The organism is Pseudomonas sp. P4795, assembly GCF_048822895.1.
Lineage (GTDB): Bacteria > Pseudomonadota > Gammaproteobacteria > Pseudomonadales > Pseudomonadaceae > Aquipseudomonas.
Window position 1 is genome coordinate 625,907 of record NZ_JBMFBT010000002.1, and the last position, 24,521, is coordinate 650,427.

The window sequence follows — 24,521 nt, forward strand, 5'->3', positions numbered from 1 at the left end:
ACTGTCAGATCTGACAGGTTTTATGACCGCTGGTCGGGTTTTTATTATTTGATGGTCGCGCCCGAACAAAAAAAAGGCCCTCGAGGGAGGGCCTGTTAGTGGGTGGTTCGATGGTCAGCCTAAGTTGTGGATATAAACTGTGAACAGTGCCATCCACCCCGACTCCACTGTGCCATGCACCGTCTTGCCGTTGAATATGAATTCATCGAGCGGCAAGTTATACAACTTTATCGTCCAGACTCCGTCTTTATCGGCGATACCGGTTCCGATTACGCTGTTAACTCCGTGTTTATAAAGATTAACCCTGGCGTACGGCATGGCCTTACCTTCCAGTACGAGATTATGCGGAACGTCATCTTCTGGGTGGATATTGGTGATGATTGGGGGCAGCGGTAAGGTACCAACATTGAAGTCGATGACGATGCCGGACCAGGCGGATAGTTTACCGTCGCGCTCCTGTTGTGCCGTTATCTTGTGGGCTCCTGCAGCCAGAACATTTTTGAACCGCGTAGCCCAATTACCGTCGGCATGCACACGTGTCTCGGCTATGGCTACGCCCGGAACGCCATCAGCATAAAGCCTCAACGTAGCACCGGGAACGCCTTTACCTGCGGCCCACGGATTCGGTTCAAGAGTCTGATTCGGATCGTCCACAGGTAACGAGATGACCGGTTTCGCAAAACCTGCAGGCAACTGAACAATTTTTACTGTCCGATCAGGCACCAACCATCCCGAAATTACGGTGTCGCGCTCCTGCCTCACGGAGAATGTGAAATCTTCAATCTGCAGCGATTGGGCCAAAGACCCGCTCCAGCGCCCGTCGCGGTCCACTGTAAACGTCGCCAACGGCACTCCGACGCTTTTTTTGTAGACATGAACGTCGGCACCCGCCAGTCCTCTACCGGAAAATGCCGTCTTCAGGCCTACCTCTTCTCCCTGCTTGGGGAAATCAACTATAGGTGGCGTAAAACCGGTGACAGCAGCCCTGACCTCAAAATACTCACTCCTGCGCCACTCGGAATGTTGACCGCCCAACGCATCGCGCGCTTGCACCCAATTCCCCCCAGCCAGCAACGCCACTGTGCTTTGCACCTCCCAACGGCCCTCGTCATCGGCCACGATTTTCGCCAGCTCGCTCGCGCCGTTGTACCACTGAGAAATAGTCACCGTCGATCTTGGTCTGGCCAGCCCTTTGAAAATCGGCTTGGTACCAGTCCTGTCGCCGGCCTGAGGTTCGGTGAAGTGGGGGGCGATGGCGTAAAGCAATTTCGGTGTGATCTGGTCAGCCAATGCAGAATCCAGCCCCGCACCGGCTCGGGCAAAAGCGGTGATCTTGTCGGTCGCGACCATATTGTGTTGCAACTTCGTCGCCCAATGGCCGAAGGCATCCACCAGCACCGGAGCAAAGTCGTGATTCGCCCCTACGCGCCTGAGAATGACATTGTCGCCCGGGAACGCACCCGACCCTGAGAACCACATCTGAGCACTGATGTTCTGACCGTTCTGAGGCGCATCGAATATCAGTTTCTCGGGGACCACCTTCACGGTGCGAGTAATCGCTTCGCTCTGATGAGCGTCCTGCCGAACGAGAACATCTATCTCTTGATCAAGCCCCACGTCCAGCTTTATCCCCTTCGCCATCCAGGTTCCATTGGTAATTCGAATATCTTTGGCAAGCAGCGTGTTCCCGCGCCACAACTCGACGGTATCGCCAAGCGCAGTCGTTGTGCCGCTGAAATCCGATGTACGCGTGGTCGTGCCGCCCTCTGGCGGCATAGTGATGGTCGCTGTCGGTACGCCGAACCTCATCGCTACATGGGGACTCTGGACCGATACATTCCCAGGCTTGTCCTTCTCGTATTGAAGGGCATACAAGGTCTGCTCACCCGGAGTTTGCTTTGACAGGATGATCTCGACCGTGCCATTGGGCTGCACCGTGCCCGAACCCAATCGCACATTGCCGACAGTCGTAAAGACCTCGATCAGGCAGCCTTGCCAGCCACTGCAGACAAGGGTTGCAATGAGGGGAACCGGGCCTGGCGCGGTGGTGATCTGCGGCTGCGGCGTGCGAACGGTGAGCGTCTGGGTCGCGACTGGCGAAATCTGGCCGCCGAATGCCGCGGTTACCGTCACGGTGTGAGTTCCCGGAGGCCAGTCGGTGGTCGAGACCTGACTGAATTCCGCACCCACTGCAGTCACGGGTGGGATTGACCCCCCTGGTACGGTGGTAGTGACAACCGAACCAGGCCACACCCGGCCGCTGATCGTTGGACGTTGGCCGGTGGGGGCTGGGTGGGGGTCTAGCACGGGTTGGGGCGAGGGGATTATTACTTGTGGAACAGGTACAGCCCGTGAAAAGAGAGTGTTGACCAACATCTTGGCAGTCAATTTGTCGTAAGTTCCAGGAGCAAAATAGGCGGAAGAATAAACGGACCAGTTCAAACTTGGGGGCACCGTGACGGCAGGTACTCCAGGTTGCATGTCTATGCCGTTGTTGTAGAAAACAATTTGCACTTGTTTTCCGTCCCAATTATGCCCCCTGCCCGAAAATATCAGTTGGTGGTTGTTTTGACTGCTTACCACTGCGGTGGGCACAGGAACAGGAACCTGGATGACTATTTCTGAAGAGGGAGCGGACCATATAGACCCGGGGTCAACGTATTGAATGGCGCTCACCCTGTAATTTCCAGGCATCCTGGTCACAGGGATGGAGAGAGTCCATGTATCGGTTCCAGCGACGGTTACTTCATGAAAGAAAGAATAGTCGCCCTTCACTTGTAACTTGGCAGTGCCATAGCCAGTGCCCTCCAGCGTGCCGATATCATTTTCGACTTTGTATTTTAAGGTGGGCTGGAGGGGCGCGACTCTGAAGGTCACACCGTCACTACGACCGGAGCTTTTGCCTGAATGATTTGCCTGCGTCGTGATAACGATCAGTCCCGGTTTGGTATCCGTCAGGATCGAAAAAGCAGCGGTTGTCGCCGCCGGTGTCGTTCCAACTACCGTCTCCGACGAACCTATGTAAGCCGTCACCGTGGCGCCGGATAAACGGTTATTGCCGGTGAGGGTGAAGCCCCGCGTTACGTCGAAGACAGTGTTGGTGATGCGTGGATAACCCAAGAGCCAGAACGTGACCGGATCGGTGTAGTGTCGGGAATCTCCGTCGATCTCTACTATTACCGGTATCTGACCGCTGCCCAAACCAAGTTTCGGCAACATTGCCGCTGCCCATGTCGTTCCCTGACCGGTGTTCACGGGGTTGGACCAAGCTGTTCCGACATTGGAGTGGACGGCTCTCATCACAGTGTTGGGTGCGGCGATCCCCCTGAACGTTAGCTCTTTCTCGGGTACTACCTCGTTTTCCGTCGGTGAGGTGATTGCTGCCCGGTAGACCCGGAAACCATTCGACGGTGCAGATTGCCGATTTGCTATTTTTTGGTGGGAAGCAATCGTCATGTCATTCAGGTTGTCAGGAAGATTGACTGTCGCCGTCCAGGATCCACCTGGATGTATGGTTGCAAGTGCGGTGATGTAGTCGAAATTCCTGTAAACCCGGAGTTCAGCACCGGGTATTCCCGAAGTTCCCGACACAGGAAAACTTGATCTATTGACATTTTTGATCGGGTTCATGACGGGCGAAGCAAGAGCCGGCAGACTCACAATTACCTGGTCATGCATGTCGGTATCGGTACCTGGAGTGTCGTATTCATACCCGAAGACGCATCGCGCCGTAGTGCCTCTTGCCGCGATCGTCCTTGCCATCACCAGAGTTTTTTCCTGCCCGTCTTGGACAGCGTTGTCAATTAGCTCTTCTTCCCATTTATCTGACCCCCCTGCCTCGATAAGAACTCGTACGTTCCCCGCATCTCGGCCGTTGTCCGTCGCCTTGTACCAAAGTGTTCTAAACGTAAAATCAGTGGCTGCATAATTCCACCAGCACTCGGCTCTGAGTGTTGCAGAGTAGCCACCTTTACTCGCCGTGATAGTCACTGGCAGACGCGGAATATTTTCCAGATCCAATACGGCTGATTCGCCAGAAGACGTTACGGAATCGGCGATAGGCTCAAGGCTGCCGGCAGTTGCAGGTTGTTTTGGCAACTTGGCGCGGGACTTCTTTTCAGGTTTGTCTGTTTTTTTCATGATGGAGTCCGTCATCGTTCAAGGGCTGCTGTGCCGGCGAAGGCATGTAGGCCCATTGAATGCCGATACGCTTGAACGCCACACCTGACAAATCTGACAGTCCCGACCAACGGTAACTCTTCCCACAACCCTCTCCGACTGCGTCCTGCAAGTGGTAACAACGGGCTACATTGCCTTGCGCCGTTGCCTACACATCACTCAGAATCCGCCGGCTTGTGCGCTTTGGCGTTGCCCCGTAACTTGAGTCCCGTCGCTGCCAATCAGCGGCCGGGTTTAGTCGCTCGGGAGGTATCGCGAAGGTGCATAAGCGTCATCAAGTCGGGTAATCCCTATCCCCGCACTCGATGGTGGCTGTGTGCAGGGCGCCTCCGGGCGCGCCGGTTTTTCGTGATTCCTCCCGGTCGACTAACCTGCTCACAGCCGCCACCCTTTCGCTTAGTCGCGACCGGTGGCGGCTCGATCAACAGGAATTGCGAAAATGATCAAACCAACACCAAATCCACCGCTGGACACCGATCCAGCGGAACCGTCCGATCAAACCGATCCGACTTCCCCTTACGCCTCCATCGATTCAAAGAAACTCCACGACGCGGCCCACCGAGCCCTCGATTTCTATCTCAATCCGCCGCCCGAAAACGAAAAGCCGCGCAACTCCGTCGATCGCGGGATGCAGATGTTCAAGGTCGACCCCGAGTTCAATCCCGAAGCGGTTGCCATCCAGACTTACGAAATGTTTTCTTCAGTGAGTATCTTGCTGCTGGATCTGGCCGACAGCCTCGACGACAAACCGCGGCATCTGGCGATGGCGATTTATCAACTGAGCGAGATGGGATTGTTGCTGGTGGAGAGGACGCTGGATAACGAGCGGGCGATTGCCATCAAGGAGTAAGATCAAAAGATCGCAGCGTGCCGCAGCTCCTACATGGGATTACATACCACCTGTAGGAGCTGCCGAAGGCTGCGATCTTTTGATTTTTAAATTCAGGCAGACGCAGGCAGTGGCTGAAAACTGAAGTACTGCCGCAACGCCTCCACCAACTGCTCATACTCCGGCGGTGCCCGTTGCAGGCTGAAACCGGCGTCGTAATGTTGGGGGGTCGCATCTTCGTGGCACCACAGGCAGCACGCGCTGAGGTCGACTACTTGTTGGTAGCCGTCGCCCAGCGGGATTTTCAAACGCAGATTGAAATCGGCACCGATCATCATCGGCAACTGACTGATGAGCATCAACCCGTCTTCAGACACGTTGCCCAGAAAGCCGATGGGTTTGTCGGTGACACTGTTGAACACCCGCAGAAAATACGGCAGCAAGTGCCGTTCGATGCGACGGTCGGTAAACATGCGCAGTTCGCCATGCAAGGCCCTGTCACAGAGCCGCACCTTTGCTTCGGAACGTGGCTCGCAATGGCCCCGCTCTCCCCGCTTCCGGTGTGACAGTCGCCAATCCGCCGTCACTTACTTCTCATGCCAGTCGCAGGTGTTGCGCCGACTCAAAAGCACAACTCTGAATCGGTGTCACTGGACTATAGCTGAGCCTGTACAAGCGGCCAGCTTTTGTATGACAAGTGCGATCAGAAACGTGTCGGACGCACCACGGCGGCAGCGCTGCGCGTCGGGTAATGGCCTAGGCTCTGCAAGGTTTCCAGACGCGCGCGGGCGCGGTAGGCGTATTCGCTGTTGGGGTACGAAGCAATGATGAACTGATAGGTCTGCGCCGCATCGACGAACAGTTTCTGCCGCTCGAGGCACTGGCCGCGCATCATCGACACTTCCGGCCATACATACGGCCGCGCACGGCTGGAGCGTTCGACCTTGGACAGTTCGAGCATCACCTGCTCGCAATTGCCGCGGTCATAGGCGCTGTAGGCGTTATTCAAATGATGGTTCATCGACCAACGGGTGCAGCCCGTGACGCTGATAACGGCAAGGGCAAGGGCGGCAATGGGCAACAATCGCATGGGTGTTCTCCTGTCTTGTGCTCTGTATCGACCCTTGGTCGAAAATCTTCAGGTGCGTTTGTCCCAAAGTTGCCATGTTCAATAAAGAAACCGATAAGTAGTGCAAACGAACAATGACTACACCCTCCGAGCATAGTAGCCTCTGCGAGCGCTTGAACCTGAGGAGTCTTTGCATGTCCGTCCGTCGTACCAAAATCGTCGCTACCCTTGGCCCGGCCAGTAACTCGCCGGAAGTTCTCGAACAGCTGATTCTGGCTGGTCTGGACGTCGCCCGTCTGAACTTCTCCCACGGCACCCCCGACGAGCACAAGGCTCGCGCGAAGCTGGTGCGTGACCTCGCTGCCAAGCACGGCCGCTTCGTCGCCCTGCTGGGTGACCTGCAAGGCCCGAAAATCCGTATCGCCAAATTCGCCAACAAGAAGATCGAGCTGAAGATCGGTGACAAGTTCACCTTTTCCACCAGCCATCCGTTGACCGAAGGCAACCAGCAAGTGGTCGGCATCGACTACCCGGATCTGGTCAAGGACTGCGGCGTGGGCGACGAGCTGCTGCTCGACGACGGCCGCGTAGTAATGCGCGTTGACACCCAAACCGACGATGCACTGCATTGCACCGTGACCATCGGCGGCCCGCTGTCGGATCACAAAGGCATCAACCGTCGCGGTGGCGGCCTGACCGCTCCGGCCCTGACTGAAAAAGACAAGGCCGACATCAAGCTCGCCGCGGAAATGGAAGTCGACTACCTCGCGGTGTCCTTCCCGCGTGACGCCGCCGACATGAACTACGCCCGTCAACTGCGCGACGAGGCCGGCGGTACTGCCTGGCTGGTGGCGAAGATCGAACGCGCCGAAGCCGTGGCCGACGACGAAACCCTCGATGGTCTGATCCAGGCCTCCGACGCGGTGATGGTTGCCCGTGGTGACCTCGGTGTGGAAATCGGCGACGCCGAGCTGGTAGGCATTCAGAAGAAAATCATTCTGCACGCACGCCGCCACAACAAGGCTGTGATCGTAGCGACCCAGATGATGGAGTCGATGATCCAGAACCCGATGCCGACCCGCGCCGAAGTGTCCGACGTGGCCAACGCCGTGCTCGACTACACCGACGCCGTGATGTTGTCCGCCGAATCGGCTGCCGGTCTGTATCCGCTGGAAGCTGTGCAGGCAATGGCGCGTATCTGCGTCGGCGCTGAAAAGCACCCGACCGGCAAGACTTCCAGCCACCGCATTGGCAAAGTCTTCGAAAGCTGTGATCAGAGTATCGCGCTGGCGGCCATGTACACCGCCAACCACTTCCCGGGCGTGAAGGCGATCATCGCGCTGACCGAGAGTGGCTACACGCCGTTGATCATGTCGCGCATCCGTTCTTCGGTGCCGATCTACGCGTTCTCTCCGCACCGCGAAACCCAGGCCCGCGCGGCCATGTTCCGTGGCGTGTACACCGTACCGTTCGACCCGGCCTCGCTGCCGCCGCATGAAGTGAGCCAGAAGGCGATCGACGAGCTGGTCAAACGTGGCGTTGTCGAGAAGGGTGACTGGGTGATTCTGACCAAGGGTGACAGCTATCACACCACTGGCGGCACCAACGGCATGAAGATCCTGCACGTGGGTGATCCGCAGGTCTGAGTGATCGACTGCTGTAAATGAAAAGCCCCGGCATGTGAGTGTCGGGGCTTTTTGCATTCTGATCCAAATGGTGTGTTGCCTGCTCTGGCCTCGATGAGGCCGGTTAAATCAGCGGAAATTCAATGCCGTTTGATGAACCCGGTCAACGCGGCCAACGCTTCCGGTGAGCGCAGCCGCTGGGTAAACAGCGCCCCCTCCTTCTCGATCACTTTGCGGATCAGTTCGCGATCCGGCGCGCGCATCAACTGCTTGCTGATACGCACCGCCTCCGCCGGTAACTCGTCAAAACGCAGCGCCATCTCCCGCGCCTTGGCCAACGCCGCTTCGCCACTGCCCAACGCTTCGGTCGCAATCCCCCACGCCGCCGCTTGTTCGCCGGTAAAGCTTTCACCAAGCAGCAATAATTCCGACGCTTTAGCCTGCCCAAGCAACCGCGGCAGGATCAGGCTGGAACCGAATTCCGGGCACAACCCCAGATTCACGAACGGCATGCGCAAACGGGCGTCGCGGGCGACGTAGACCAAATCACAATGCAGCAACATCGTCGTGCCGATCCCTACTGCCGCTCCCGCTACCGCCGCGATCACTGGTTTACGGCATTCCAGCAAATTCAGCATGAAATGAAACACCGGGCTGTCGAGATCGCTCGGCGGTTGCTGGATGAAGTCGGCGATGTCATTGCCGGCGGTGAAGCACTCGGCGCTGCCCCTGATCAGTACCGCGTTGATTTCCGGGTCGCTGTCAGCCTGTTTCAGCGCGGCGGCCAGTTGGCTGTACATGGCGCGGGTCAGGGCGTTTTTCTTGTCCGGGCGGTTGATCCGCAGGGTCAGCAATCCGCGTTCGCGGTGCAGCAGGATGGCGTCGGTCATGGCGTGTCTCGCTCGCGGTCGAGCCGCAGACTAAGGCCAGGGTTTGCCGGGAAACAAGGCGCAGTTGCGCCAAAGCACCCGGCAACTCGGCCGCCGTCCAGCCTTCATCGACTAATGGGCAGGCCGTTAAACGGGTGCCAACAGTCGCAACAGGGTCGGTTGTCCGCTGGTTTCAACTACAACGAGTACCTTCTGATCAGACTGGATCGCCATCGCATAGACGACCGTCTCATCAGCGGACGGGATAATCACATAGCCAGCAAGATTGTAGGCAGGGTCAATCTGCCCGTCCTTGAGAAAGCGCGCGACCACGACATCAAATTTGCCGCCACCTGAGCGTCGCTGCCCCCCGCCAACCAAAATCCTGTCGTTGGCATCCACTACACCGCTAGCCCAAGCCGTACTCTCTCCGCCAAAGCGGCTCACGGTACTCCACAAACGATTACCGCTTTGATCGACCCCAACCAGCAGCCCGGATTCAAAACTGGGTATGACAGATCCCATTCCCACGAAGTCCCCAGTACTCAGTTGCCCCATGGCCGCCAAGCGCGTTTTGGCAAGCGCGGGATCCGCGATGACTGAAAAGCCGTTGTCCCCGAATACCTTATCGGGAGTTCCATCGGGATGATGACGGGCAAACATGGGTACATGATTCGGGTCAGCACTTGGGTCAAACATGGCACCAGCACTTAGGTAATCACCGCCGTTCGATATTAATGTGCAAGTCTGTTGCGTCGCATGGGAGCCGGAATGGCGAACTTGAAAATAACCCGTGCCGTTCAGACTTTTGTCTAACGAACCGTCACTGTGCAACCGCACGATGTATCCCCACCCAGGCCCCCCAATGCCGGTAAGGTAATAGATGGATAACACTAATTTCCCGTCGGGCAGCAAATGCACAGAGCCGGAGGCGCTAGCCGAGTTACCAAGCAACGAAGGCTCGCGTACAGAGACTCCATTCAAGCTGACATCAAGTGTGAGGTTTACATAGCCCGCATTGCCAAATGACTGGTCGAGACTGCCGTCACTATTGAAGCGGGCGACCCGCATATTGGGACCCGGTGCGCTGCTCTGCCCTGCCCAGTAAATCTTCGGATTGACCGGATCATCGCAGACTGCAACGCAAAGACAATATGGAATTTCAGCTTGACCAAAGCTGTCGATGACCACCGCTCCGTTGTTGAAATTTTTGTTAGCCGATCCGTCAGCATTAAGTTGTCCGACGAAAAAATTGAAATCATGAGACGAGTCAAAAAAAATCCCGCCGTAGGTGATTTTGTCGCCCGGCCCAGTGGCGACGCTTTGCATGAATGGTGCAGAACCTGCTGGAAAGACAGGGTTAACGATGCCTTGAGAACCCCAAGCGGGGTCAAGCATGGGGGAGGCCTGATACTGGGCTGACATGACGAAATCCTTTCAGACGTTGCGATGATATCGACGCGGGTCGACAGGTTCTTCATCCAACATCAAAAGTCGCCCATGGATCTACTGTCAGATCTGACAGTCATTGATGCCGTTCGTCTGATTTCGTCATATAACCAACAGAAGCATTCAACCCCGCGACAGGAAAACGTCTGCCAATAGTTGGTTGCGGGGCAAACCCGCCAGAAACAATCGTTTGGCAAACGCATCAACGCTAGCCGCGCCCCCGCACAGCAATGCAACAGCTTGGCGTGAAGGCAGTCGCAGTTCGTTCAAAACCGAGAGCAACTCGGCCGTCGTCCACAGCTCGACGCTGAGGTTTTCGCGCTGCGCCGCCAGTGCCTCAAGCGGTCTGGCCAGATAATGCTGGTCGGCGTCATGCGCCAGGTGAATGACGCGAATGGCGCCTTGGTGATCCTGACGCAACGCTTCGCGCAACACGCCGAACAACGGGCCGAGCCCGGTGCCGGCGGCGAGCAGCAACAGCGGTCGCTCGTGCCAGTCGGGATCGTAATGCAGTGCGCCGCCGCGCAGTTCGCCGAGGCGGATCGGATCGCCAATCTGCAGGCGCCGTGCGGCATCACTGAATTCGCCGGGCTGGCGGCAATCGAGGTGGAACTCGAGGAAGCGATCTTCTTCCGGCAGGCTGGCCAACGAATACGGCCGCGCCACATTGCCCGCCCATAACACCAAGTGCTGACCAGCGCTGTAACGCAACGGCCGCTGCGGGGTCAGGCGCAGACGCAGCACGCCGTCGCCGAGCCAGTCCAGCGCCTCGACCACTGCAGGGCGACCGTCGGTGAGCGGATTAAAGGTATGCACCTGCAAATCTTCAATCACCTGACACTGACAGGCCAGCCGCCAACCCTGCTGACGCTGTTCGGCGCTCAACGCGTCGGGGCGACTGTCGGCCGGCAGACCTTGCACACATTGCACCAGACACGCATGGCAACTGCCGGCGCGGCAACTATAGGGCACGGCCACGCCGTTCTGGTTCAGCGTATCGAGCAGATTGCTGCCAGCCGCCACTGACCATTGCTGTTCACCGACCCGCAGTTCAGGCATCGACGTTCTCCCACGCCGCCGCACAGCGATTGCGTCCGTCGCGTTTGGCGCGATAGAGCGCCTGATCGGCACGCTGCAAGGCGTCATCCAGATCATCGCCCAATTCAAGCAACGTCATGCCCGCTGACAGGCTGAGGTTTTTTACCTTGAGGCCGACCAGTTCGACATCGGTGAACGCGATGCGCAGACGTTCGCAACACGCGGTCAGACGCTCGGCGTCGCAGTCTGGCAGCAACACCACGAACTCTTCCCCGCCGTAGCGCGCCAACACATCGCCCTCGCGCAGACAGGCACCGGCCACCCCGGCGAATGCCTGCAACACCTGATCGCCCGCCGCATGGCCATGCACATCGTTGATGCGTTTGAAGTGGTCGAGGTCGATCAACGCCAGACCGTGCACCATGTCGGCCTCCATCGCATCCAGCTCGCGCGTGGCCAGACGCAGGAAATGCCGGCGGTTGAACAGCCCGGTCAATTCGTCTGTGGCCACCAGGTCTTCGAGCTGGCGCATCATCCCGCGCAGGGTGTCCTGATGCGCCTGCAAGGCAAACCGCCGCTGACGCATGCGTTGACGTGAGGTCTGCACGAAGCGTGCGTAGAGCACCAGCCACGCCAGCACCATGAACAAAATGCTCACCTGCAATGCGGCGAGCGCCGGGTCGGGCAAGCGGAAGTGGTAACCGTCCCACAGAGTGATCGCGCAGAAACTGCAGAACACCAGCAGCGCACACCGCGTGAAGGCACGCCGCGACAGATGGAACAGGCCGAACAGCAAGATCAACACGTAGAACACCAGAAACTCGCCGCGGGCCTCGTGCACATGGGAGATCAGCCAGGTCTGCCAGCCGATGCCGAGCAGCACTTGGGCTTCGGTCAGGCTCGGGTCGGAGAAGCGCAGGTTGCAGCCGGATAAAAATACGGCAAACAGAATCGCCTGGCTGATCACGACCAGGGCGCTGCCGATGGCCACTGTGCTCAGCGGCTGGTTGTAATGCCCGGTGAAAAACGCCAGCCACAGCAGCAGCAATGCCAGTCCATAAGTGCCGGCTGCAAGGGCAAAGCGTTTGAGCAAAAGGCGTTGAATGGCGTTATGGGTCAATCGTTGACTCACCGTGCGATAGGAGGCTGACTGAGTGTCCTACTCTACAGACCGGCTGCCACTTTAGTGGCGCGGTCGATAAATGACCATTGATTTTCGGGCCGGATAATTGGCGTCAAAAGTGTGGCCTGAAAAACGCCAAAAGCCCCTCACCCTAGTCCACTCCCGGAGGGAGAGGGGACTGACCGAGGTGTTTATTCGACTCGCGCCGACGTGAAACACCGCGTTGAACTCAGGTTCTGAAAACGACGCAAATCGGCTCCCTTTCCCCCTCGCCACCTTGGGGGCGGTCCGACGTTCGGGAGGGTTGGGGTGAGGGGGTAAGCTTTTGACTCGCAACCCAACCAGCAAATGCGCCGCCAACCATGCGACCAACGAATGACTCCCGGCAGATGCCCCTGCCCCCGAGGCGCGCTATACTGCCGCGCCTTTTTAGCGTCGCGCCAGCTACCCCGGCGTGCCTTGAAAGGTGTCTGCGGTCGACCGATGCACCCAAACCGCAGGCACCTTATTGAATGTTCCCGTCTTACAGAGGAGCGCGACTCATGACCGTGATCAAGCAAGACGACCTGATTCAGAGCGTTGCCGACGCCCTGCAGTTCATTTCCTATTACCACCCGGTGGATTTCATCCAGGCGATGCACGAAGCCTACCTGCGCGAAGAATCGCCAGCGGCCCGTGACTCGATGGCGCAGATCCTGATCAACTCGCGCATGTGCGCCACCGGCCACCGGCCGATCTGCCAGGACACCGGCATCGTCACCGTATTTGTCCGCGTGGGCATGGACGTGCGCTGGGATGGCGCGACCATGAGCCTGGACGACATGATCAACCAGGGCGTGCGCCAGGCGTACAACCTGCCGGAAAACGTCCTGCGTGCCTCGATCCTCGCCGACCCGGCGGGCGCTCGCAAGAACACCAAGGACAACACCCCGGCCGTGATCCACTACTCCATCGTCCCGGGTAACACCGTGGAAGTGGACGTGGCGGCCAAGGGCGGCGGTTCCGAGAACAAGTCGAAAATGGCCATGCTCAACCCGTCCGACTCGATCGTCGACTGGGTACTGAAGACCGTTCCGACCATGGGCGCCGGCTGGTGCCCACCGGGCATGCTCGGCATCGGCATCGGCGGCACCGCCGAGAAAGCCGCGGTGATGGCGAAAGAAGTGTTGATGGAATCCATCGACATTCACGAGCTGAAGAAGCGTGGCCCGTCCAACCGCATCGAAGAAATGCGTCTGGAGCTGTTCGAGAAGGTCAACCAGTTGGGCATCGGCGCCCAGGGCCTCGGTGGCCTGACCACCGTGCTCGACGTGAAGATCATGGATTACCCGACCCACGCAGCTTCGCTGCCGGTGTGCATGATCCCGAACTGCGCCGCCACCCGTCACGCCCACTTCGTGCTCGACGGTTCCGGCCCGGCTTCGCTGGAAGCGCCACCGCTGGACGCCTACCCGGAAATCGTCTGGGAAGCCGGCCCGTCGGCCCGTCGCGTCAACCTCGACACCCTGACCCCGGAAGACGTGCAGAGCTGGAAGCCGGGCGAAACCGTGCTGCTCAACGGCAAGATGCTCACCGGTCGCGACGCTGCGCACAAGCGCATGGTCGAGATGCTGAACAAGGGTGAAACCCTGCCGGTAGACCTGAAAGGTCGTTTCATCTACTACGTCGGCCCGGTTGATCCGGTCGGTGACGAAGTGGTTGGCCCGGCCGGCCCGACTACCGCCACGCGGATGGACAAGTTCACCCGGCAGATCCTCGAGCAGACCGGCCTGTTGGGCATGATCGGCAAATCCGAGCGCGGCCCGACCGCGATCGAAGCGATCAAGGACAACAAAGCCGTGTACCTGATGGCTGTCGGCGGCGCTGCTTACCTGGTTGCTCAGGCAATCAAGAAGTCCAAAGTGCTGGCGTTTGCCGAGCTGGGCATGGAAGCGATCTACGAATTTGAGGTCAAGGACATGCCGGTCACCGTCGCGGTGGACAGCAACGGTGAATCGGTACACATAACCGGCCCCGCGATCTGGCAGAAAAAGATCAGCGAGAGTCTGGCGGTAGAAGTGCAGTAAGGCTTTAACCGCAGGAAAAAACCGGGCGATCAGCAATGACCGCCCGGTTTTTTTATTGCCTGCCACAAATTGAAGCGCGTGACACCTGTCAGATCTGACAGGTGTCGCGCTATACGCAGTCTGCTAGCGTGCAACCTCGGCATTCACTGGTTGCGTTGCCATGTCCCTTGATGCAGATGCGCTGATCACCCCACCGTCCATCGCCAAATCTGCGTCGACGACTACGGGTGGACGCAGTTGGGGAGAAATAGGCGTGACGGGCGGGCGGTCATACGCCATACCGGTGCCGTTCCTCGATGCGCGATCGCTCAAGCCGGCACTGGATCTGGTCTATGACGGCAGTTCGGGCAACGGCAAATGCGGCCTCAGCTGGCAGATCAATCCGGGCGCCATCATTCGCAAGACCAGCAAAGGTGTGCCGCAATACTTGGCGGACGACGTCATGCAGGCTGGTGGCACCGATCTACATCCCGAAGTGACCACGCGCGGCAAGATCAAGTCGACCCGGCGAACCCGCGGCAAAGGCCGACAAGCCAGAAAATTTTCGATCGTGAATTACATTCCGCGTCAGGAAACGTCGTTCGACCGTTACGAACTGTGGACCCCCGACGTCGGCAAACCGTTCTGGATCGTCTACGGCGCCGACGGTACGCGCTATTGCTACGGCTACAACGATGATGCGTGCATCTACGACCCCAAGGAGCCGACCCACATCGCCGAGTGGTTGCTGACGGAAATCAGAAACCCGCTGGGCGAAAACGTCTTCTATCAGTACAAGCGCGATGACCAAGTCGCTGACCGCCATTTTGATTACCAGGCCCAGCGTTATCTGCAGCAAGTGTGCTACTGCAACAAAACCGCCAGTACTGACCTGTACTGCTTTGATCATGCGCAACCGCAATTACTCGACTGGCTGTTCCGGCTGATCGTCGATTACGGCGAACGCGCCGGCGGGCTCACCGATATTCCGGCCTATGCCGCCGACGAATTCGCCTGGACGGTGCGCTCCGACCCTTTTCGCATGTACCGCTATGGCTTCGAACTTGCTACCCGACGCCTTTGCAAACAGTTCCTGCTGTTCAACAACGTCGGGACCGCCAAGGTGCTGGTCAACCGTCTGTTGCTGGAGCACGAAGAAACACCGCAGCAGTACAGCCAGTTGAAAGCGGCGCACTCCATGAGTTACGACGCAACGGGTCTGGTCAAGCACACACCACCGATCGAGTTGTTCTATCAAGACGCGGCGCTCGACACACAGCCGCAGCCGTTCTTGCAACTCGATAACATGCCCGGTCTCAACGACGGCCAGCCTTACCACTGCGTTGACCTGAAAGGCGAAGGCTTGCCCGGATTCCTCTGTCAGTACGACGGCGCGTGGTACTACCGCGAACCCTTGCGCGGCACGCCCGGCACTGATGAAGTCATTTATGGCCCGTGGGCCTTGTTGCCGCTGATTCCGAATGCGGACAGCAGCCAACCGGTGGTGCAGGTCCTCACCGATCTGACCGGCGACGGGCGCCTGGACTGGATTGTCGCGCAACCGGGGCTAAGCGGTTATTACACCCTCAACCCGGATGGCAGTTGGTCGCTGTTCAAGCCGTTTGCGCAATTTCCGGTCGAGTTCTTTCATCATTTGGCGCAACTCGGGGACTTGATCGGCGACGGCCTGCAATCGGTTGCGATGGTCGGCCCGAACAGCGTGCGGGTGTACGCCAACCTGCGCGAGCAAGGCTTTGCTGCCGGCAAGAATCAACCCCATGGCCCGGACAGACTGCCGCTGTTCAGCGACGCCCGCAACGAACTGGTGATGTTCAGCGGACTGGGGGCCAGCGGCACGGAGCTGTGCCGCATCCGTCACGATGAAATCAGATGCTGGCCCAGCCTCGGCCATGGCCGGTTTGAAACGGGTTTCAAGCTGAGCGACTTGCCTTTCGGGTATGAAGAATTCGATGCCGAACGGGTGCGGGTCGCCGATATCGACGGCTCCGGTGCCCCCGCGTTTATTTATCTGTCCTCGGACTATTTCGAGATATGGCTCAACCATGGCGGCAATCGACTGGCGCCGACGCCGATCCGGGTGGCATGGCCTGCCGGCGTTCGCTACGACAATCTCTGCCAGGTGACCTTCGCCGATCTGCGAGGGCTGGGCTGCGCCAGCCTGCTGCTGACCGTGCCGCACATGAAGCCGCAGCACTGGGTGTATCACTTCGTCAGCAACCGTCCTTACATGCTTATCGGCAGCAATAACAACATGGGCTACAACGCCAGGCTGCAATACCGCAGTAGCGCGCAGTACTGGCTGGATGAAAAACGCCAGGAACTGGTCGCACGCAGACATCCCGTGTGTTATCTGCCGTTCTCGCAGATGGTGCTCGAATGGTTGCGTCAGGAGGATGAAATTACCGGCAATTACCTGATGCAGTCGTTCGAGTATTTTCAGGGCTATTACGACGGGCTCGAGCGAGAGTTCCGCGGGTTTGCGCGGGTCTATCAGACCGACAGTGAACTGGAACCGGGCAAGGCCGCGAGCGGCCATACCGCCCCGATGCGGGTAAAAAACTGGTTCCATGTCGGTCAATTCGTTGATCAGGACTTGAAGGACACTTGCGACCTCGACAATGAGATCTCCCCCCTCGGTCCAACCGTCATTACCGCGTTCGATGCCAAACGCGGCGCAGAGCGCATTCACAAGCGGGCCGTCGCCGATGAGGCCGAAATCGCCAACGCCCTCGCGGGGAGGGCACTGCGCAGCGAAGTGACCCAGGCCGATGACCCGGCGCCGGCTCGTCTGTTCTCGTTGACCGAGCATCGCTACCGGGTTCGGCAAGTCGTCGACACTCCATCCAGCCTGCTGGTGCTGGAACAGGAAACCCGCAGTCACCAATACGAACGCTTCATGGATGACCCGAGTTGCCGGCACGTGGTCAATCTTGGGTGGGATCAGTTCGGGATGCCTGAGCACAGCATCACCGTCGATTGTCCACGCCGTCGCAGCGCCAAGGACCCATTCGAAGAGGAAGATCAAAAACAAGCCTGGGCAGACAGCTTCGACCCGCAGCAAGAAGTCTTTTACCTGACAGAAACGCTCGCTGATTTCATTCACCAGACTGACCCGACCCGCTGGCATCTCGGACTGCCTTCGCGGCAGCGCGGCAATGCGTGGATCATGCCCGAGGGTTTGCTGCCCGGTGGACTGACCCCGGACCAGATCAGCTGTGAACAATTTGCCGCTCATCACGCCAGCCCCGAATGGACAGCGCTGCGCGAACTGACCGCACTGTCTCGGCAAACGTATCTGAAAGCCCCCGACGGCACACAACTGTATCCGCCGCAGCCAGGCCCGACAGAGCGGGCGGTGTTCGATGAAAAAGCGCTTGCGGCCTACGGCTCGGTCAAACCGCCAATTGTCATTCGTGAAGAATTGAGAGCAATCGGATACCAGCCGATGAAGCTGTTTTTCCCGGAGGATCCGCTGCAAGACCCTCTGGAAAACCTGTGGTCGGCCCAGAGCGGTTTTTTCACTTTCGCCGATGCCGCGGGCTTCTTTCAGCCCCTCACTGCGCAACCCACTGCCAGCCATGGCGTGACCGAAATAACCCGCGACGCCAACCACCTGCACACCATTGCCATCACCCAGCCGGATGGCTGCGTGACCAACATCACGTACGACCCGCACACCCTCTTGCCGGTGAGGATCAGGGATCCCAACGAGAATATTCAGGAGGCGCGTTACGATGCGGGCGGTCAGCCCACAGTTCTCAGCTTTTACGGCACAGAACAAGGAGTGCCTGCCGGTTTCGATCCGCTGACCCTTTACCCGCCACAAACCGATCTGAGCGTGGCCTACGCCATCGCCAATCCAGAACGGGTGGTGGCGTCCGCCGCCAGTGCAGTGCGCACAGAACTGTTCAGCTGGATGGCGTCTTTGCCTCCTGCGGCACTGCGACTCAAACGCAAACAATGGATCGCCAAGGGCTGGATACTGCCCAGCGGCCACGTCCGTGCTGCGGCCCTGCGCGACCTGAGCAAACTGAAAAAACGCACCGCCAGCGAACAGACCCTGCTTAAACTGATCCACACCGCAGCACGCCAGCCGGTGCACAGCGCCGTGCTGATGGCCGACCGCTACCCCTATGATCCGCAGAAGTTGATCCAGATCGTTGTCAGGTATATCGACGGTTTCGGCCGCGAGCTGCAAAGCAAACAATTGGTACCGGCGGGCGATGCGTATGTATCCACGGCCGATGGCAATCTCGAGGTTGGCCCGGATGGCACACTGATCGAAGCCGCGGCCGACCCACGCTGGCGCGTCAGCGGGCGCGTCGAGTACAACCACAAGGGCGAGACGATCAGGGTTTACCGAGCGTATTACCTGAATACCTGGCGCTACATCAGCGACAGCGCGATGCGCGAGCATGGCTATCACGACCAGCTGTTCTACGACGCATTGGGGCGACCGATCAAGACGATCAACGCCTTGGGGCATCTGGCCTACGACATCCTGCATCCCTGGTTCACCTGCAGCTACGACTTCAACGACACCGATGACACGATTGCCCCGGCACCGGCCAGACCTGCCAGGACTGGCACCTCTGCGAAACAACCGAAGAAGGCCATGCCATGAATACTTCGGTGCACGTGAATACACCCTCGGTAAATGCCAGAGATGGGCGCGGCCTGCCCGTCAGACACATCGAATACCTGCGCAGTGTCGCTGGTGGCGCGGTACGGCCGCTCATCACCCGTCTGCTGCATGACACATCCGGCCAGCTTGTGGCACAGCGGGATCCGCGCCTGCCGCGACCCAACACCACCACCGTGCATACGCTGAATGGCCAGCCATTGAAAACTCGCAGCGTCGATTCCGGCGAGAGCACAAGCCTGCCGGGGCTGGCCGCCGAACGGCTGCAAACGTGGGACGCGCACGCTACTCATCGGCGCATGAGCTACGATAATCATCTGCGCGTGGTGGCCGTCGAAGAGAACCGCGTGCCGGGCATCGAAAATTTCATCTATGCCAGCGCCACGGCAGACGCCGGTCACAACCGGCGTGGGCAACTGATTGAAGTGATGGATTCATCGGGCAAAGTCCAGATCACGGGATTCGCCATGTCCGGTCAGGCGCGCAGCGAAACCCGCACTTTCCACGACGGCGAATCCTTCACCAGTCATCAGCTATTCAGCCCCCTCGGTGCGCTGCTGGAAAGCACCGATGCCGGCGGGCACCGGCAACAATTGATCCATGACATCGCCGGGCAACTGGTGCAGGTGCAGCTGCAACTCAGCGGTCAGGCGGCGCAACCGATATTGAATGACGCGCAGTACGGCGCCGACGGAAAAATCACCGAGCAACTGGCCGGCAACGGCGTGACCAGCCGTTGGCATTACCACGCCGCCGACGGCCGTCTGCACCGGCAAATTGCGCAGAATGCAGCGGATCCGCCGCTTCAGGATCTGGAGTACACCTACGACTCCGTGGGTAACATCCAGAGCATTGTCGATCACACCTTCACGCCGAAGTTTTTCCGCAACCAGCGAGTCGACGGTCAGCGAACGTTTGTCTATGACTCGCTTTACCGGCTGAGCCACGCCAGCGGCAGTGACGAAAACAGAAAGCAGGAAGACAACCCGGGGCGACCGCAGCCGACCGACCCCAATGACCGGCGCAACTACGTCCGGACCTACACCTACGATGACGGCAACAACCTGATCAAGTTCACCCACGTGCGCGACGGTGCCTCGCATACCCGCGAAATGCTCATCGACCCCGACAGCAACCGCGGCGTGCGCTGGAAGCCCGGCGACCCGGCTCCGGACTTCGACACATTGTTTGACCCAGCCGGCAACCTGCTGGTCCTGCATCCCGGTCAGCCATTGCAGTGGAACGCGCAAAACCAGCTGGCATCGGTGACGCTCGCCGAACACGATACCGGGCCGCACGACACCGAACAGTATCGCTACAGCCAGGGCGTACGGGTCTACAAACGCCACGAGACCCACACGTCGTCACTCAGCCATTTTCATCAAGCGCGTTATCTGGGAAACCTCGAAATTCGCACCAAGGACAACGGCGAAGAACTGCACCTGATCACCGTCAACACCGGCGTCAGCAATGTGAAGTGCCTGCACTGGGTGGCAGGGAAACCCGCTGGCATCGACGCCGATCAGTTGCGCTTCAGCCAGACGGATCATGTGGGTTCATGCGTGCTGGAGCTGGATCAGCTCGCACGGATGATCAGCCAGGAAGACTACTACCCGTTCGGTGACACCGCGTCGATGGCGGCGCGCTCGCTGATTGAGGTGGATTACAAGTTCGAGCGCTATTCAGGCAAGGAAATGGATGTCTCCGGGCTGTGCTACTACGGCGCGCGCTATTACGCGCCATGGCTGAAGCGCTGGGTCAGCAGCGACCCGGCGGGGGATGTGGACGGGCTGAATCGTTATGCGTTTGTCGGTAACAATCCGCTGCGCTATGTGGATTCCGGCGGCCACTCACGAGAAGAAAGCGCAATCAGACAGTATTCGGACTTCAGTTCCGTTGTCGCCGGACACTCCGAGCACTTGCTCCAACAGCTGCACAACATCAGTCATCGGAAAAACATCAAACGCAACCTGGCGGCGAACCTCGTGGTCGAGACGGGTAAAGGAATTGCTGGCTACGAAGCCGGTGTTTTCGGGGGAGGACTGGTGGACATGGTGGTTCCGAGCGTGCAGTCGGTTATTCCCTACGCGACAAGTGGCGGCCTGATTGGGGGCAACATCGGCGGTGACATCGCAGGCGCAATGATCGACCCGTTCACAAACGAAATCGCCTCCAGAACCGGGGTCATTCTCGGCCCGCAGATTCCGCAAACCTCGGCGATGTCGGTCAGTGAGATAAATCGCGGTTTGGGTGTGACTGATCCCGGGAAGCAAAGACGAACGATGCGGGATTTCTCGGACGATATGGTCCGCCAAATGCCTGATTTTCTTATGACCCGCGTGATGGCGTCGTGGATTTCAATAATCCCCGCCACTTTAGCCATGTTCGCTCGAGCAGTGGAAGCCGAAGACATCAAGACCGGGCTCGACCCAGTGAAGATTGGCAAGATCGAGACAATGCTCGCCGACTGGCAAGCGGCCGTCGAAAATTATTCCGCCTTGGCCGACAGTGCATTCGATGCACTGGGCAGCGATGTTCTGGACCCGGATGGAAGTGCCTCGATCAGCCGGTCGGGCCTGCAACAACAAACCCGCGAAACACTCGCCAATATCGGCCGGGCCAAGGCTTCTATCGCAGCTTACAAGGATGCGAGTACTACTGATGCCCGGTATTTGCAGCAGCAACGTAAGCCCCCGCAAAAGCATTCCAGGATTTACCAATACCTCACCGGAACAAAACGTGTCTAGCTCAGCCCATGACCGCACGCCCTCGCTCACGGCCACTGACGGCCGGGGCCTGCCGGTCAGACAAGTCGCCTATTTGCGTACTGTCGCTGGCGATCCCGTACAAGGGCTGGTCAGCCGCCTGCGCCACGATGCGGCCGGGCGCTTGATCGAGCAGCGCGATCCGCGTCTGTCCGTGCCCAACATCGCGAGTCTTTTCGATTTGCGCGGCGCGCCGCTCAAAGCCGACAGCGTCGATGCCGGATCGAGTCTGGTGCTGCCAGGAGTGGCGGGAGAGGAACGGCAGCGGTGGGATGCACAGGGCAACCACTGGCGCAGCACTTACGATGATCAGTTGCGCCCGGTGCGTATCGACGAGAACGCATTGCCGGCAGTTGAAACCCTGACCTATGCCGATGTAACGGCCGACCCTGGTGGCAACCTGCGCGGGAAAATCATCGCAATGACAGACCCGTCGGGCAGCGTCGATTTTCACAGCTATGCGCTGACTGGTCCCGGACTGCGCGACACACGCACCTTCCACGACGGTAAAGCCTTTGTCAGCCAGCGAACATTCAGCCCCACCGGTGCGATGCTCGAACAGCTCGATGCCGGCGGCCATACACAACAGTCGACCTACGACGTTGCCGGACAAATTCAACAACTCAAATTACAACTCGCCGGCGCCCCCGGATGGCAAACGGTGCTAGAGCATGCGCACTACAACGCCAGCGGACAGATCACCGAGCAACGGACCGGCAATGGCGTGCTCAGCCGCTGGCTGTACGAACCGGCCAACGGACGCCTGCATCGCCAGATAGCGCAATCGGATCCGGCGACGATGCACCAGGATCTCGAATACCGCTACGACCGGGTAGGCAACATTACCGCCATCACTGACCACCTCTTCACTGCGCGTTTTTTCGCCAATCAGCGCATCGATGGCGAGCGGGTGTTCACCTATGACTCGCTGTACCGCCTGCACAGTGCCACCGGCCATGCAGACACCCCGCACTCGGACACTCCCGGACGCCCCTCGCCGACTGACCCGAATAACCGAAAAAATTACACCGAAACCTACGAGTACGACGCTGGCAACAACCTGATCAAGACCATTCATGCGCGCGATGGCGCCAACCATACTCGGCAGATGTACATCGACCCTGCCAGCAATCGCGGCGTGCGCTGGAAACCCGGAGACCCGGTGCCGGACCTCAGCCAGTTGTTCAGCCCCGCCGGTGACATGCTGGCCTTGGAGCCAGGCATGCCATTGCACTGGGACAGTCGCGGTCAACTGGCAAACGTCACCTTGGTCGATCGCAACGGAAGCAGCGCGAACGACGAGGAGTTTTACCGCTACAGCCAAGGCGAACGGGTCTATAAACGTCACGAGACCCACACGCCGAGTGTCATCCACTTTAGTGAAGTGCGGTATATGCAGGGTCTGGAAATCTGCACCCGGGACAACGGCGAAGAACTCCATCGCATCAACCTCGCCAGCACAATGGGCAACGTGGTCTGCCTGCATTGGGCGCGCGGGAAGCCGTCGGGTATCGCGGCCGATCAAGTGCGTTATACGCTGAGCGATCATCTGGGATCGGCGGTGAAAGAGCTGGATGCACAGGCACAATTGATCAGCGAGGAAGTCTACCTTCCATTCGGCCGCACCGCGTCCCTGACCGCGCGCTCCGCCGTCGAGGTCGACTATAAAACCCTGCGTTACTCGGGCAAGGAAATGGATGTCAGCGGGTTGTATTACTACGGCGCTCGATACTACGCGCCATGGCTGGGGCGCTGGACCAGTGCCGATCCGGCAGGGGATATAGACGGGACTAATCTGTATGCGTTTGTTGGCAATAATCCCATCATTTACATCGACGCTGACGGGCGAGGATTGGGCGAATTCATCGACCGAAATACCGGCGCAGGCCAGCCCCAAACCCAGAGCGGCACCTTCAAACGTGGACGTCAGGCGGACGTGACGTTATCCAGGGCAATTGAGCGACATACGAAAATCCTTGAACTGACCACGCGCCGCGCTCAAGAAGCGGAGACGCAGATCGGCAATCATCTATCCGCCTCGGCGCACGCCAAATCTGCGGCCTTGAGAACCGGGGGCCACCTGGCTGCGCAAATCACTGCCTACGGAATCGGTATTGGCGTCGGTTTAGGTGCAGCAGCACTGGGGACCGCAGCAGGTCCGGTCGGCGTCGCGTTTGGTGTTTTTCTCGGAATGGCGGTTAAAAAAGGCGTGAGTCTGGGGACCGATTTCGCCTTGGAACGCACGAGCATAGGTGCATCGGTCAAGTTCAAAAGCGGCAAACTTGATCCCGGCCGTATCGTGGCTCGGGGGGAATACAAGTCCATGGACTATGGCGCGTATGCCTACCAGAAATTCAGGGGAATCGTCGTGGGTGTCATTGAAATGAACAAGAAAGGTTGGCTCAAAGGAGGCAAGGAGGTGGTGAGTGTGGGAGCTGGCATAGGCATGAAAGCAGCTAACACCCCGTTTTCCAGCGAAATCGGCGCAGTGTTGAGCACCGTGACCGGCACCGTCGAAATACTCCATGAAATCGCGGGTGCGGGCGACGATCTGACCGAGAAGAAACTCAATGACGCTGACGCGCACATCGAGGCAATGATCGGCGTGCTTAATGATTCGGTCAGTGAGCTGGACCGGAATTTCGCCGCCGCTGGACGCGACTCAATCCACACTTACAGGCCACTCAGCAAGATTACGAACCAGATCTTCAGCGCACCTGCAGGCGACACACGTGAAACGGTGAGACGCGCTACCGACACAACCATCACCCAGTTGAGGCATACCCAATCCTTGATCAGACGTGTGCGCTAGGCGCCACGTAGCAAGAACTGTGAGTGTGCGTGCTATCGTGCTCGCCCCGTCCTGC

Annotated in this window: 13 protein-coding genes and 1 pseudogene; 6 read left to right on the plus strand and 8 right to left on the minus strand. The window is 58.8% G+C overall.

The window, feature by feature from the left end; translation table 11 throughout:
• Window positions 1-114: 114 nt before the first annotated feature.
• Entirely contained in the window at window positions 115-4,140 is a 4,026-nt protein-coding gene (locus ACOI8A_RS07385) for a hypothetical protein (RefSeq protein ID WP_420646274.1), read from the minus strand.
• 478 nt (window positions 4,141-4,618) lie between these two features.
• Here ACOI8A_RS07385 and ACOI8A_RS07390 point away from each other — a divergent pair, with 478 nt between their 5' ends.
• Window positions 4,619-5,029 carry a DUF6124 family protein gene (locus ACOI8A_RS07390; protein ID WP_420646273.1) on the plus strand — a complete coding sequence of 137 codons (411 nt, stop codon included), beginning with the start codon at window positions 4,619-4,621 and terminating at the stop codon, window positions 5,027-5,029.
• A 92-nt stretch (window positions 5,030-5,121) separates the two neighbouring features.
• Here the strand turns inward: ACOI8A_RS07390 and ACOI8A_RS07395 are convergent, their stop codons facing one another.
• Window positions 5,122-5,481 (minus strand): PilZ domain-containing protein, encoded by a 360-nt coding sequence (locus tag ACOI8A_RS07395; RefSeq protein WP_420646272.1) that lies wholly within the window; start codon window positions 5,479-5,481, stop codon window positions 5,122-5,124.
• 230 nt (window positions 5,482-5,711) lie between these two features.
• Complete coding sequence (locus ACOI8A_RS07400; RefSeq protein ID WP_420646271.1) at window positions 5,712-6,098, minus strand: tetratricopeptide repeat protein; 387 nt, start codon at window positions 6,096-6,098, stop codon at window positions 5,712-5,714.
• A gap of 173 nt (window positions 6,099-6,271) precedes the next feature.
• Here ACOI8A_RS07400 and pyk point away from each other — a divergent pair, with 173 nt between their 5' ends.
• Complete coding sequence (gene pyk / locus ACOI8A_RS07405; protein WP_420646270.1) at window positions 6,272-7,723, plus strand: pyruvate kinase; 1,452 nt, start codon at window positions 6,272-6,274, stop codon at window positions 7,721-7,723.
• A gap of 119 nt (window positions 7,724-7,842) precedes the next feature.
• Here the strand turns inward: pyk and ACOI8A_RS07410 are convergent, their stop codons facing one another.
• From ACOI8A_RS07410 to ACOI8A_RS07430, 5 genes and pseudogenes are all read right to left on the minus strand, one after another.
• Window positions 7,843-8,556: an enoyl-CoA hydratase-related protein gene (locus ACOI8A_RS07410; RefSeq protein WP_420646676.1), complete on the minus strand. Its 714-nt coding sequence runs from the start codon at window positions 8,554-8,556 to the stop codon at window positions 7,843-7,845.
• A pseudogene (locus ACOI8A_RS07415) lies at window positions 8,465-8,698 on the minus strand (hypothetical protein); the annotation flags it as partial. The pseudogene ACOI8A_RS07415 and the gene ACOI8A_RS07410, both read right to left, overlap by 92 nt.
• Window positions 8,699-8,718: 20 nt before the next feature.
• Window positions 8,719-9,996: a hypothetical protein gene (locus tag ACOI8A_RS07420; RefSeq protein WP_420646269.1), complete on the minus strand. Its 1,278-nt coding sequence runs from the start codon at window positions 9,994-9,996 to the stop codon at window positions 8,719-8,721.
• A 147-nt stretch (window positions 9,997-10,143) separates the two neighbouring features.
• A complete protein-coding gene (locus ACOI8A_RS07425) occupies window positions 10,144-11,079 on the minus strand; it encodes an iron-sulfur-binding ferredoxin reductase (protein WP_420646268.1) in 936 nt (311 codons plus the stop codon).
• On the minus strand, window positions 11,072-12,178 hold the full coding sequence (locus ACOI8A_RS07430) for a GGDEF domain-containing protein (RefSeq protein WP_420646267.1): 1,107 nt from the start codon (window positions 12,176-12,178) through the stop codon (window positions 11,072-11,074). Before ACOI8A_RS07430 ends, ACOI8A_RS07425 begins: the two co-directional genes overlap by 8 nt.
• Before the next feature lie 545 nt (window positions 12,179-12,723).
• Here ACOI8A_RS07430 and ACOI8A_RS07435 point away from each other — a divergent pair.
• The 4 genes from ACOI8A_RS07435 (at window position 12,724) to ACOI8A_RS07450 (ending at window position 24,466) form a co-directional block, all read left to right on the plus strand.
• Complete coding sequence (locus ACOI8A_RS07435) at window positions 12,724-14,247, plus strand: fumarate hydratase (protein ID WP_420646266.1); 1,524 nt, start codon at window positions 12,724-12,726, stop codon at window positions 14,245-14,247.
• Between the two features lie 160 nt (window positions 14,248-14,407).
• Window positions 14,408-18,871, plus strand: a complete 4,464-nt coding sequence (locus ACOI8A_RS07440) for a SpvB/TcaC N-terminal domain-containing protein (RefSeq protein ID WP_420646265.1) — start codon at window positions 14,408-14,410, stop codon at window positions 18,869-18,871.
• Window positions 18,868-21,636 (plus strand): RHS repeat domain-containing protein, encoded by a 2,769-nt coding sequence (locus ACOI8A_RS07445; RefSeq protein WP_420646264.1) that lies wholly within the window; start codon window positions 18,868-18,870, stop codon window positions 21,634-21,636. The genes ACOI8A_RS07440 and ACOI8A_RS07445 overlap by 4 nt, the downstream gene beginning before the upstream one ends.
• Window positions 21,629-24,466, plus strand: a complete 2,838-nt coding sequence (locus ACOI8A_RS07450) for an RHS repeat-associated core domain-containing protein (protein ID WP_420646263.1) — start codon at window positions 21,629-21,631, stop codon at window positions 24,464-24,466. The genes ACOI8A_RS07445 and ACOI8A_RS07450 overlap by 8 nt, the downstream gene beginning before the upstream one ends.
• Window positions 24,467-24,521 lie beyond the last annotated feature (55 nt).